Source organism: Phaeovulum vinaykumarii (assembly GCF_900156695.1).
Taxonomy (GTDB): Bacteria; Pseudomonadota; Alphaproteobacteria; order Rhodobacterales; family Rhodobacteraceae; genus Bieblia_A; species Bieblia_A vinaykumarii.
The window spans coordinates 373972-386547 of sequence record NZ_FTOM01000002.1; the positions used below are offsets into that span (position 1 = coordinate 373972).

Genomic DNA, 12576 nt, shown 5'->3' on the forward strand with positions numbered 1-12576 from the left:
ATGGCCGCCCGGACCCTTCCGCGCCGCCCGGCCCGCCGCAGGTCCGGGACGCTGCACCCGGCCGCAGCCCTTGCGCTGGCGGCGGCGCTGTCGGGCTGCATGAGCCCGCAGGGCGTGCTGTCGTCGCGCTCGATGTTCACCGGCGCGCGCGCCCCCGAGACCAGCGCCCGGACCGGCGCGAACGGGGCCGGGGACAGCCATGTCACGGCCGCGGTGCCGCAGACCATTGCCGAACTCAAGGCGCGGCGCACGATCTTGCCGCCCAGCGGCCCCTATGCGCAGGTGGCCGGCGCCGTTCTGGCCGCGATGGGCCAGACCGCGGCGGCGGAATTGCGCGTCAAGCGGCTGGCGGCGCAGGCGGCCGACAAGAACTGGCTGCCCCGGATCGGGCCGTCGGTGTCGCTGACCTCGCTCGGGGCGCTGGCCTCCTCGATCCTGGTCGAGCAGGTGCTTTTCGACAACGGCCGCAAGAAGGCCGAGCGCGCCTATGCCGCCGCCGATGTCGAAGTGGCCGCCGTCACCCTGTCGACCGAGATGAACGACCGCGTCCACGAGGGGCTGGCGCTCTATGTCAAGGCGCTCAAGGCGCAGGCCCAGGCCCAGGTGGCCGATGCCGCGGTGACCCGGATGCGCGAATATGACCGGATCATGCGCGCGCGGGTCAAGGGCGGGCTGTCGGACATGTCCGAAGCGCGGGTCATCACCCAGAAGCTGGGCGAGATGCAGGCCACCGCCGGGGCCGACCGCGACAATGCCCGCATGGCGATGGCCGAACTCAATGCCATGGCGCAGGTGCCGCTGGACGGGGTGAGCGGGCTGTCGTCGCTCGAGATGCCGGCTGCCGCGCCCGAGCCGCTGTCGGTCGTGCGCGCCGAGGCCGAGGCCCGCCGCTCGATCGCCGAGGCCGAGATCGCGCGCGCGGCGCATCTGCCGGGGCTGACCGCCCAGGCCGAGATCGGCGGGGGCAAGCCCGATCTGGGGCTGACGCTGGGCGCCGACAACCTGTTCGGCTTCAACACCGCCACCGATCTTCAGGCGATCTCGGCCAGCAAGGAGGCCGCCAGGGCCCGCGCCGCCGAGGCCCGCCAGAAGGCCGACCGCACCCGCACCCAGCGCGAAGCCCAGCTGCGCAACCTGCGCGACAAGGCCGCGCGCGGGCAGGAGGTGCTGGAGCAGACGCGTCAGACGCTCGAGACCTTCACCGCGCAATACCGCGTCGGGCGGCGCCCGCTGATGGAGCTGGTGTCAATGTATGAAACCTATGCCGCGCTGGGCCGCACGCAGGTCGGGCTGGCCTATGACATCGCATTGGTCGAGCTTCAAATCGCGGCCGAGGACGGTCTTTTGGTGGACGGAACCAACATATAGTCTAATACTCCGGCCCGGAAGGCGGATCGAGTGTATCGTGGAGGGGCGTTGTCGACCGACCGCATCATTGCGTTCGATATAAACGCCGCCCAGGTCAGCGGGGCGGCGGGCGGTCGCCCCATGTCCCGCCCCGCCCGCGCGGGGGACGCCCCGCGGCCGGCCGATCCCGGCCGGGCACGGGCGCGCGCCGAGCTGGCCTCGGCCTATGCCGCGGTCCTGGGCGCCGAACTGCCCGCAACCGACATTCTGGAACAGATGCTGCGCGCGGTGGGCGAGGCCGCGGCGCTGACCGGCGGTGGTGCCGCGGGCGAGGTGCGCCCCGAACATGTCGCCGCCATCCTGCGCGTGGCCGGCATGAGCACCGAGATCGAGGACGTGGGCCGCCCCGCGCCCGGCCATTGGCCGGCGCTGGCGGTGATGACCTCGGGGCAGATGGTGCTGGTCCTGCGCCAGGACCGCGAGAGCGTCTTCATCCACGACCGGTCCTGCCCCGACAACACCACCGAGGTGCCGATCCCCGAATTCGAGGCCTATTTCTCGGGCCGGATCGTGCGCGCCCATTCCACCCTGCGCCAGATCGAGGAACGCCACCGTCTGTCCGAGACGCGCGAGCATTGGTTCTGGGGCGCCTTTCGCGCCCAGCGCCGCGCCTTCGTCGAGGTGGCGGCGGGCTCGCTTGTGGCCAATGTGCTGGCGGTGGCGGTCGCGCTGTTCTCGCTTCAGGTCTACGACCGGGTGATCCCGCATCAATCCGAGGCCACGTTGTGGGTGCTGGCGCTGGGCGCGTTCCTGGCGATCGCGCTGGAAATGGCGCTGAAGCTGGCGCGCTCGGGGCTTATGGACCTGGCCGGGCGGCGGATCGAGCTGAACGTGCAGACGCTGCTGATGGACCGGCTGCTGGGCATGAAGGCGGCACCTGGCCAGCGCGCGCCCTCGCAGCTGTTCTCGGCGATGCGCGAATTCGGATCGGTGCGCGAATTCTTCACCGCCTCGACCATCGGCACGCTGGCCGACATTCCCTTCATCTTCGTCTTCCTGGCGCTGGTGGCCTCGATCGGCGGCAACCTCGTGTGGGTGCTGGCGGCGGGGGCGGTGCTGATGGTGGTGCCGGGCTTCCTGTTCCAGAAGCGCATGGTCGCGCTGACGCAATCCACCCAGGGCGCACAGGCCCGCGCCAGCCGCCTTCTGCACGAGGCGATCTATGAACACGAGACCCTTGCCACCCAGCGCGGGCAGGAGCGCGTCCGCCGCATCTGGGAGGAGCTGACCACGCTGTCGGCGGCGAAATCCTCCGAACAGCGCAAGCTGGCCGCGATCCTGACCAACTGGGCGCAGGCGGTGCAGCAGGCCACCTATATCGTGGCCGTGGTGGTGGGCGCCTACAAGGTCTTTGCCGGTGAATTCACCGTGGGCTCGATCATCGCCATCGGCATCCTGACCTCGCGGACGCTGGCGCCGCTGACCCAGCTTTCGGCGACGCTGGCGCGCTGGACCAATGTGCGCGCGGCCCTCGACGGGCTGGACGCCATTGCCGCGGCCGATCAGGTCCACGACGAGGACCGCCGCTATCTGCGCGCCGAACGCATCGGCGGCAGCTACGAGCTGCGCAACATCGAATTCCGATATGACCCCGAGGCCGCGGCCACGCTGGACATTCCGGGCATTGCCATTCCCGCCGGCCAGCGCGTCGCGGTTCTGGGGGCGAACGGGTCGGGCAAGTCCACGCTGCTCAAGCTTCTGGCGGGGATCTATGAACCCGAGGCCGGGCGCGTGCTTCTGGACGGGGTAGACATGGGCCAGCTGCACCCGCGCGACCTGCGCCGGTCGGTGGGCTATCTGGGCCAGGACGTGCGGCTGTTCTCGGGCTCCCTGCGCGACAACCTCGACCTGACCCAGCTCGAGCGCGACGACCGGCGGCTGTTCGCGGCGATCGACTTCGCCGGGCTGGGGCCGTTCCTGCGCAACCATCCGCGCGGGCTCGACCTCGAGATCCGCGACGGCGGCGAGGGCCTGTCGGTCGGGCAGCGCCAGTCGATCGGCTGGGCGCGGCTGTGGTTGCAGGACCCGTCGGTCGTGATCCTCGACGAGCCGACCGCGGCGCTGGATACCACGCTCGAGACCACGCTGGTCTCGCGGCTGGATGACTGGCTCAAGGGCCGCACGGCGGTGATCGCCACGCACCGCGTGCCGATCCTGTCGCTGACCTCGCGCACGCTGATCCTTCAGGCCGGGCGGGTGGCGGTGGATGGCCCGCGCGAGGCGGTTCTGGCGCATCTGTCGCGCCCGCGCGCGCCCTCGGCCGCGCCGGCCCCTTCGGCGGCGGCGCAATGAGCACGGTCGATCCGCGCGCATTGGACGCCCGCCCGCGGCGGTTGTCGATGACCATCTGGGCCATTGCGGCCACGGTGCTGATCTTCCTGATCTGGTCGTCGCTGGCCTGGGTGGACCAGATCGTGCGCGGGCCGGGCGAGGTGGTGTCTTCCTCGAAGCCGCAGATCATCCAGAACCTGGAAGGCGGCATCCTGGCCGCGCTCTATGTCTCGGAAGGCGATGTGGTCGATCCGGGCTCGGTGCTGGCGCGGCTGCACGGCACCCGCTACCAGAGCGAGGTCGACGATCTCGAGGCGCAGATCGCCACGCTGGACATTCGCCGGCTGCGGCTCGAGGCCGAGATGGCCGGCGCCGACGATTTCACCGTGCCCGAGATCGAGGCCCGGCTGGTGCCCGATATCGTGGCCAGCGAAAAGGAGCTGTTGCGCGCGCGCCTGGCCGATTTCCGCGCCCGGCGCGATGGCGCGCGAAAGGTGCTGGCGCAGGCGCAGGCCGAGCTGAAGCTTCTCGAGGACATGCTGGCCAAGGAGATCGCGCCGCTGATCGAGGTGACGCGGGCGCGCAAGGCAACCCGCGACGCCGAAGCCAGCTATGACGAGATCACCACCAATGCCGAGCTGGAGCGCGCGCGCGAATATTCCGACCTGCTCAAGGAGCTGGGGTCGCTGCGCCAGGCGCTCAAGACCTCGGAGGATCAGCTCGACCGGACGGTGCTGACCTCGCCCATGCGGGGGATCGTCAACAAGCTGTCGGTCACGACGATCGGCGGCGTGGTCCGCCCCGGCGAGGAGATCATGCAGATCATCCCGCTGGACGAGGAATTGTTCCTCGAGGCGCGCATCCGCCCCGAGGACATTGCCAATGTCCGCCCCGGCCAGCCCGCCAACATCAAGCTGTCGGCCTATGATTACACCATCTATGGCGCCCTGCGCGGCGAGGTGACGGTGATTTCGGCCGACACCTTCAAGGACGAGCGCAAGCCCGATGGCGACCCGCATTACAAGGTGACGGTGCGGGTGGATCTGACGCATCTCGAGGAGCGTCAGCGCAATCTGGAAATCCGGCCCGGCATGCAGGCGACGGTCGAGCTGGAGACAGGCCGCAAGACTATCCTGCAATATCTGCTCAAGCCGCTCTACAAATCGCGCGAGGCTTTGCGCGAACCGTGACCGCGGGGCGGGCCCGGGCGGTCAGTCGGCGTTCTGCTTGGCGCCGTTGAATTCGAACAGCACGCCCGACACGTCGTCGTTCATCTCGCCCACCGAATAGGTGGCCAGATCCCACATCAAGGCCTCGAGGAAGGTCTCGCCGCGCAGTCCGGCGTTGCGGTGCATGAGCGCGCACAGCCCGTCTTCGCCCAGCAGGTTGCCGTCGATATCTGCGGCTTCGGTCACGCCATCGGACATCATGAACAGCCGGTCGCCAGGCGCCAGGACGGTTTCGAAACTGTCGAAGCGGGCCCCTTCGATCAGCCCCACCGGCAGCCCGCCCGAGCCCAGGAATTCCACCCGGCCGTCGGCGCGCTGCACGACCGGATGCGGATGGCCCGCCTGCACCATCACCGCGCGGCCCGTGAACAGGTCCACATCGGCATAGACCAGGGTGAAGTAACTGTCGGTCTTCATTTCCTCGAGCACGACCGCGTTCATGTAGGCGGCCAGCGTCGCGGGGGTGCGGGCGTCGTAGATGCCGTATTCCGACTGGATCAGGGCGATGTTCTGCTGCGGCGAGGTGCCCGACAGATAGCCCGCCAGCCGCGCCGTCATCAGCGCCGAGGTGATGCCGTGGCCCGATACGTCGATGGCGTAAAGCCCGACGCGGCGCGCATTGATCGGGAAGAAGCCGACCAGATCGCCGCCGACATGCCCCGAGGGCCGCAGCAGAAGCGACACCTCGGCACTGCCGAAGCTGCGATGGCGTTCCTTCACCAGGCTCTGCTGAAGCTTGCGGGCCTCCTGAAGGTCGCGCTCGACCGAGCCATAGAGATCTTGCAATTCGCGCAAGGTGTCGGTCAGCAGGCGGTTCTTTTCCTGAAGATCGCGCTCCATGCGCAGGATGCGTTCGCCCGCGGCCAGGCGCGCGCGCAATTCGTCGCCGCGCACGGGCTTGGCCAGGAAATCGTCGGCGCCGCTTTCAAGACCGGTGGCCACCTCGCCCTTTTCGGTCTTCGAGGTCAGCAGGACGAAATAGCCATACCCCTTGCGGTCCATCGCGCGGAAGGCGCGGCACAAGTCCAGCCCCGACATGCCGGGCATGACCCAATCCGACAGGACCATGTCGGGTTCCTCGGCGGCGCAGATGGACAGCGCCTCCTCGCCGGTGCCGGCTTCCAGCACCCGATAGCCCGCTTGCGCGAGTTGCGCCGCAAGGATGCGGCGCTGCATGCGACTGTCGTCGACCACCAGAACCTTGCGCCGGGTCGCGGCCGGAACATGGTGGTCAGGGCAGTTGAGAACATTGGGCACGGGCAGCGCACCGACTTTCAGACCTGGTTACGCCCCATCTCTAGCGCCGCCGCGGTTAACGCCGGGTGAATAATGCTGGTCCGTGGATGATTTAAGTCTTCGGCAAGCATTGGCGGATAGTGTCGACCGCGGTGAGGTGAAAATACGGTGGAGAGAGAAATGATCGATTGGGATCGTGTCGCCGAATTGCGTTCAGAGATCGGCGAAGAAGGTTTCGGAGAGGTGATCGAATTGTTCCTCGACGAGGTCGAGGGCGTCGTGATGCGTCTGGGCCACGAGATGGCAACGCTGGAAGAAGATCTGCATTTTCTGAAGGGAAGCGCGTGGAATCTGGGCTTTGCCGCCTTTGGCCGGCTCTGCCAGGAGGGCGAGCGTCAGGCCGCGGCCGGTGACATGGCCGCGGTGGATGTGCACGCGGTGGTGGCCTGCTATGGCGCCTCCAAGACCGATTTCATGGCGCGGGTCCACGAATTCTGCGACCGCTCCGGGATCGCCGCGGCCTGATTTTCACGGCCACGTTCCGTCACGTCTTGCGCCCTTCCGGCCAAAGCCGGAGGGGCGCAGCCCGCGAAATAGCGCGCATTCGAGACAGTTTTCAGATCAGGAATTCGGCCAGGGCCTCGTCCTCGGTGATGTCGCGCCAGGTCATCCCCGACGCCTCGAGCCCCGCGCGGATCCGGTCGAAATTCGCCGCATCGCGGGTTTCGATCCCGATCAGGACCGACCCGAAGTTCCGCGCCGATTTCTTCAGATATTCGAACCGCGCGATATCGTCGTCGGGGCCCAGCAGGTTCAGGAAGTCGCGCAGCGCGCCTGGCCGCTGCGGCAGGCGCAGGATGAAATATTTCTTCAGCCCGGCGAATTTCTGGGCGCGTTCCTTGACCTCGGGCAGGCGCTCGAAGTCGAAATTCCCCCCCGAGGTGACACAGACCACGGTCTTGCCGCGGATCTCGTCGGCCAGTTCGGGCAGCACGTCCACCGACAACGCCCCGGCCGGTTCGAGAACGATCCCCTCGACGTTGAGCATCTCGAGCATGGTGATGCAGATGCGGTCCTCGGGGGCGGCCAGCACCTGATCGGGGTGCGCCCAGGACAGCCGCTCGAAGGGAAGCGCGCCGATCCGCGCCACCGCCGCGCCATCCACGAAGCTGTTGACGCGGGGCAGGGTGACGGGGCCGCCGGCGTGCAATGCGGCCGCCAGGCTGGCCCCGCCCGCGGGTTCGACGAAGCGATAGGCGACGCTCGGCGCCACCTCGCGCAGATAGCCGGTCACGCCCGCGGCCAGCCCGCCCCCGCCCACCGGCAGGATCACCAGATCGGGCGCGCGGCCCAGCTGCACGAACATCTCCACCCCGACCGAGGCCTGACCCTCGATCACATGCGGGTCGTCGAAGGGGGCCAGGAAATCCGCGCCCGCCTCGGCGCAGAAGCCCTGGGCCGCGGCCAGCGTCTGGTCAAAGTAATCCCCCGTCAGCACGATCTCGACCGCGCCCTGGCCGAAGGTGCGGGTCTTGTCGATCTTCTGTTGCGGCGTGGTGACGGGCATGAAGATCGTGCCCCGGACCCCGAAGTGGCGGCAGGCATAGGCCACGCCCTGGGCATGGTTGCCGGCGCTGGCGCAGACGAAATGGTCGCGCGCGGGGTCTTCGCGCAGGCGGCGCATGGCGGTGAAGGCGCCGCGCAGCTTGTAGCTGCGCACGGGCGTCAGGTCTTCGCGCTTGAGCCAGATGTCGGCGCCGTAGCGGGCGGACAGGTGGTCGTTGCGCTGAAGCGGCGTGGGCTCGAACAGCGTGCGCAGCGCACGGGTGGCGGCCAGGGCGGATTGGGCGAAATCACTCATGCCGATGGAGTAGTCGCGCCGGGCCGCGCCGTCCAGTGGGGGCCGCGCCCGCGCGTCTGCGTGCGATCACGAGGGCGTCATTTTTGCCGTCAGCCATTGTCGGACGGGCCTGGCCTGCCTATGTGCGCCGTAATGTGCAAAAACATGCATATGAAATTCACCTTCACCGGAGGCCCCAATGACCCATCGCAAGTTCGAAGCCCGCGGCCTTGCCGTGCCCTCGGGGCGGATCTCGCGGCTGGCGCGGTTCGGGACCATGGCCACGGGGATCGCCGGCGGCATGCTGGTCGACGGGGCGCGGCATCTGGCGCGGGGCGAGAAGCCGCGGGCCTCGGATCTGCTGCTGACCCCGGCCAATGCGATGCGCGTCACCCGCCAGCTGGCGCATCTGCGCGGCGCGGCGATGAAGATCGGCCAGCTGATGTCGATGGATGCCGGCGAGATGTTGCCGCCCGAGCTGTCCGAGATCCTGGGCCATCTGCGCGCCGAGGCCCATTACATGCCCGAAAAGCAGCTGCGTGCCGTCCTGACGCTGCAATGGGGCAAGAACTGGATGGAGCGGTTCGAAAGCTTCCCGTTCACGCCCATCGCCGCCGCCTCGATCGGGCAGGTGCACCGCGCGCGCACCCGTGATGGCCGCGATCTGGCGATCAAGATCCAGTATCCGGGCGTGCGTCATTCCATCGACAGCGACGTGAACAACGTGGCCAGCCTGCTCAAGATGTCGGGCATCATGCCCAAGGACATCGACGTGGTGCCGATGCTGGCCGAGGCCAAGCGCCAGCTCCACGAGGAGGCCGATTATACCCGCGAGGGGCAATGCCTGGCCCGGTTCGGTGCGCTTCTGGAGGGCGAGACGGCCTTTGTCGTGCCGCGCCTGCATGAAGATCTGTCCACGGCGTCGGTGCTGGCCATGGACCATGTGTCGGGCGTGCCGATCGAAAGCCTGGTCTCGGCCGATCAGGAGGTGCGCGACCGCGTGATGCGCCTGTTGATCGAACTTCTCTTCCGCGAATTGTTCGAGTTCCGCATGATGCAGACCGACCCGAACTTCGCCAATTACCTGTATGACACCACCAGCCAGCGGGTCGTGTTGCTGGACTTCGGCGCCACGCGCGAATTCCCCGAGGAGATGACCGAACAATTCCGCCGCCTGATGCGCGCGGGGCTCGACGGCGACCGTGCGGCGGTGCGGGCGGCCTGTCTCGACATCGGCTTCTTCACCGAGACCACGCCCGAGCGCTACCAGAACGGGGTGCTCGACATGTTCGCGCTGTCGATGGAGCCCATCCGCAACGGCGGCGTCTATGACTTCTCGAATTCGGATGTGGCGATGGAGATGCGCGACATGGGCATGGCGCTGGGCGCCGAGCGCGAATTCTTCCATATTCCGCCGATGGATACGCTGTTCCTGCAACGCAAGTTCGGCGGCGTCTACATGCTGGCCAGCCGGCTCAAGGCGCGGGTGGATGTGCGTGCGGCGATGGAGGCGCATCTCTGAACGCGCGGAAAACCGTTGCACGTCGGGCAGCGCTGGGGCATCCCATCTCCGACCGCAGGAGGACGCATCCCATGACCCATTCCATCGCCATCCTCGGGGCCTCGGGCTATACCGGCGCCGAACTGGTCCGGCTGATCGCCACGCATCCCCACATGCGCATCGCGGCGCTGACGGGGGACCGCAAGGCGGGCATGGCGATGGGCGATGTCTTTCCGTTCCTGCGCCATCTCGACCTGCCGGTGCTGACCCGGATCGAGGAGGTGGATTTCTCCGGCATCGACCTGGCCTTCTGCGCGCTGCCCCATGCCACCAGCCAGGCGGTGATCGCGGCGCTTCCGCGTGACCAGAAGGTGGTGGACCTGTCCGCCGATTTCCGGCTGCGCGATCCGGCCGAATACGAGAAATGGTATGGCAAGCCGCATTCGGCACCCGATCTCCAGGCCGAGGCCGTCTATGGCCTGACCGAATTCTACCGCGACGAGATCCGCACCGCGCGGCTGGTGGCGGGCACGGGCTGCAATGCCGCGGCCGGCCAATATGCGCTGCGCCCGCTGATCGCGGCCGGGGTGATCGACCTTGACGAGATCATCATCGACCTCAAGGCGGGCGTGTCGGGGGCGGGACGGTCGCTCAAGGAAAACCTGCTCCACGCCGAATTGTCGGGCGGAACCCATCCCTATTCGGCCGGCGGCACCCACCGCCACCTGGGCGAATTCGATCAGGAATTCAGCCTGATCGCGGGCCGTCCGGTGCGGGTGCAGTTCACCCCCCATCTGATGCCCTTCAACCGCGGCATCCTGGTCACCGTCTATGTCCGCGGCACCCCCGAGGAGGTGCATGCGACACTGGCCACGGCCTATGCCGACGAGCCCTTCCTCCATGTCCTGCCGCTGGGCGGGCTGCCGTCGACCCGCGCGGTGGGGGGATCGAACTTCGTGCATGTCGGCGTGACCGGCGACCGCATTGCGGGGCGCGCGGTGGTGATGGTGGCGCTCGACAACCTGACCAAGGGGTCGTCGGGCCAGGCGATGCAGAACGCCAACCTGATGCTGGGGCTGGACGAGACCACGGGCCTGATGGGCGCGCCGGTCTTCCCGTAGGCTGACGACGACGAGGAGGAGGAGGAGAGGGGAACCGCCATGAAAAGCCTAAAGAAGACGCGCCGGGTGCAGGTGCTGTTGATCACCACGGTGGCGCTTGTGCTGTCCTTTGCCCTGATCTTCTATGCGATGGGCGACGGCATCAATTTCTACCGCTCGCCCAGCGAGATCGCCGCCGAGCCGCCGCCGCCCACCGAGACCTTCCGCATCGGCGGTCTGGTCGAGCAAGGCAGCCTCGTGCGCGGGCAGGGCGAGACGGTGTCCTTCCGCGTCACCGATGGCGGCGCCACGGTCCCGGTGCGCTTTACCGGCGTGTTGCCCGATCTCTTCGGCGAGAATCAGGGCATGATCGGCACCGGCAAGCTGGTTGACGGCACCTTCATCGCCTCGGAGATCCTGGCCAAGCACGACGAGGATTACATGCCGCGCGAGGTCATCGATTCGCTCAAGGAGCAGGGTCTCTACAAGGAACCCCCGGCCGGGAGCTGACCCCTAGTCCCGCGCCCAGTCGTCCGATTGCATCTCGCGCAGGCGGCTGGCGGTGCGCTCGAATTCGAAGGTGCCGGTGCCCTCGATGTAGAGACGTTCGGGGATATCGGCGGCCGAGGCGATCAGGCGCACCCGCGCTTCGTAAAGCGCGTCGATCAAGGTGACGAAGCGCTTGGCCTCGTTGAAGTTGGCCGCCGACAGGATCGGGATGCCCTCGAGGATCAGCACCCGCACCGCCCCCGCCAGCGCGAGGAAATCCCCCGGTCCCAGCGGCCGGCCGCAAAGTTCCCAGAAATCGGCGCGCACCACGCCCGCGGCATGCCGGTCGAACACCAGTTCGCGCCCCGACACGTCCAGCCGCAGCGGCGTGGGCGCCGTCCCTTCGGTCAGTTCCGCCCAGCGCTGCGCAAGGCCCTTGGCGGCGGTGGCATCGGCGGGGGTGAAATAGACCTGAAGACCGCCCGCGCGCCCCTGCCGGTAATCGGTGGGCGAGGCGATCGCATGCACCTCCATCCGCGCGCGCAAGAGCGCGATGAAGGGCAGGAACAACTGCCGGTTCAGCCCGTTCTTGTAGAGATCCTCGGGCACCCGGTTCGAGGTGGTGACCACCGTCACCCCCAGATCGGTGATGCATTCGAAGAGCCGCCCCACGATCATCGCATCGGCGATGTCGGTGATCTGCATCTCGTCGAGACACAGCACCCGCGCGCGTTCGGCCACGGCCTGCGCCACCGGCAGGATCGCGTCCTGCACGCCGGACTTGCGCACCTCGGCCAGGCGCTTCTGGACGTCTTGCATGAAGGCGTGGAAATGCACCCGCTCGACCGGCGCCTCGACCGCCTTGGCAAAGAGATCCATCAGCATGGACTTGCCGCGCCCGACGCCGCCCCACAGATAAAGTCCGCGCGGGGCCTCGACCTTCTTGCGCGAGAACAGCCCGCGTTTGGGCGGCGGCGCCTCCAGCGCCTCCTGAAGGCGCGCCAGATGCGCAAGCGCGCTGCGCTGGCCGGGGTCGGCCTTCAGCAGACCGGCGCGGACCTGCGCCTCGTACATATCGGTGACCCTGCGACTCATGGGCTGGCGCATACCCCGAAGGCGGGGCGCGTGGAAAGCCAAAATGCCGCGCCGCGGCGCCATTTGCGGTTGCGTGGCCATGGTGCCGCTACCGGCCCTTGAGCGGGTCGCGCCCATGACATAGGGTCGCACCCGTCAGCCATGTCAGGGACAGCACAGAATGAAACAGCGTCTGCATCTGGTTTTCGGGGGCGATCTGATCGACCCTTCGCGCACCGAGTTCAAGAATACCGACGACATCCACATCGTCGGCATCTTCCCCGATTACGCCAGCGCCTATTCCGCCTGGAAGGCCGAGGCCCAGCGCACCGTGGACAACGCCCACACCCGTTATTTCATTGCCCACCTGCACCGGCTGCGTGACGAGGAGCAACCCGCCTCCTCGACCGAGGAACTGGGCGGCTGAGC

Annotated in this window: 11 protein-coding genes; 8 read left to right on the forward strand and 3 right to left on the reverse strand. The window is 67.9% G+C overall.

Translation table 11 applies throughout. The features are described 5' to 3' along the window. The 3 genes from BW949_RS06100 (at position 1) to BW949_RS06110 (ending at position 4868) form a co-directional block, all read left to right on the forward strand. Positions 1-1368, forward strand: a complete 1368-nt coding sequence (locus BW949_RS06100) for a TolC family protein (protein ID WP_083947609.1) — start codon at positions 1-3, stop codon at positions 1366-1368. 120 nt (positions 1369-1488) lie between these two features. Continuing rightward, on the forward strand, positions 1489-3699 hold the full coding sequence (locus BW949_RS06105; RefSeq protein WP_083947651.1) for an ATP-binding cassette domain-containing protein: 2211 nt from the start codon (positions 1489-1491) through the stop codon (positions 3697-3699). Further along, complete coding sequence (locus tag BW949_RS06110) at positions 3696-4868, forward strand: HlyD family type I secretion periplasmic adaptor subunit (RefSeq protein WP_076364107.1); 1173 nt, start codon at positions 3696-3698, stop codon at positions 4866-4868. The genes BW949_RS06105 and BW949_RS06110 overlap by 4 nt, the downstream gene beginning before the upstream one ends. 21 nt (positions 4869-4889) lie before the next feature. Here the strand turns inward: BW949_RS06110 and BW949_RS06115 are convergent, their stop codons facing one another. After that, positions 4890-6164, reverse strand: a complete 1275-nt coding sequence (locus BW949_RS06115; protein ID WP_076364109.1) for a PP2C family protein-serine/threonine phosphatase — start codon at positions 6162-6164, stop codon at positions 4890-4892. A 159-nt stretch (positions 6165-6323) separates the two neighbouring features. Between BW949_RS06115 and BW949_RS06120 the strand changes: the two genes are divergently transcribed. Next, positions 6324-6668, forward strand: a complete 345-nt coding sequence (locus tag BW949_RS06120) for an Hpt domain-containing protein (protein ID WP_076364111.1) — start codon at positions 6324-6326, stop codon at positions 6666-6668. A 91-nt stretch (positions 6669-6759) separates the two neighbouring features. On the opposite strand, the gene ilvA is transcribed toward BW949_RS06120, so the two are convergent. Further along, positions 6760-8004, reverse strand: coding sequence for a threonine ammonia-lyase IlvA (gene ilvA, locus BW949_RS06125; RefSeq protein WP_076364113.1), 1245 nt, complete (start codon positions 8002-8004; stop codon positions 6760-6762). 178 nt (positions 8005-8182) lie between these two features. Between ilvA and BW949_RS06130 the strand changes: the two genes are divergently transcribed. From BW949_RS06130 to ccmE, 3 genes are all read left to right on the forward strand, one after another. Then, positions 8183-9505, forward strand: a complete 1323-nt coding sequence (locus BW949_RS06130) for an ABC1 kinase family protein (RefSeq protein WP_076364115.1) — start codon at positions 8183-8185, stop codon at positions 9503-9505. 71 nt (positions 9506-9576) lie between these two features. Next, positions 9577-10605 carry an N-acetyl-gamma-glutamyl-phosphate reductase gene (argC, locus tag BW949_RS06135; protein WP_076364117.1) on the forward strand — a complete coding sequence of 343 codons (1029 nt, stop codon included), beginning with the start codon at positions 9577-9579 and terminating at the stop codon, positions 10603-10605. A 39-nt stretch (positions 10606-10644) separates the two neighbouring features. After that, complete coding sequence (gene ccmE / locus BW949_RS06140; RefSeq protein WP_076364119.1) at positions 10645-11094, forward strand: cytochrome c maturation protein CcmE; 450 nt, start codon at positions 10645-10647, stop codon at positions 11092-11094. A gap of 3 nt (positions 11095-11097) precedes the next feature. On the opposite strand, the gene zapE is transcribed toward ccmE, so the two are convergent. After that, entirely contained in the window at positions 11098-12168 is a 1071-nt protein-coding gene (gene zapE / locus BW949_RS06145; protein WP_076364121.1) for a cell division protein ZapE, read from the reverse strand. A gap of 160 nt (positions 12169-12328) precedes the next feature. On the opposite strand from zapE, the gene BW949_RS06150 reads away from it, so the two are divergent. Further along, positions 12329-12574, forward strand: coding sequence for a DUF4170 domain-containing protein (locus BW949_RS06150; RefSeq protein ID WP_076364123.1), 246 nt, complete (start codon positions 12329-12331; stop codon positions 12572-12574). Positions 12575-12576 lie beyond the last annotated feature (2 nt).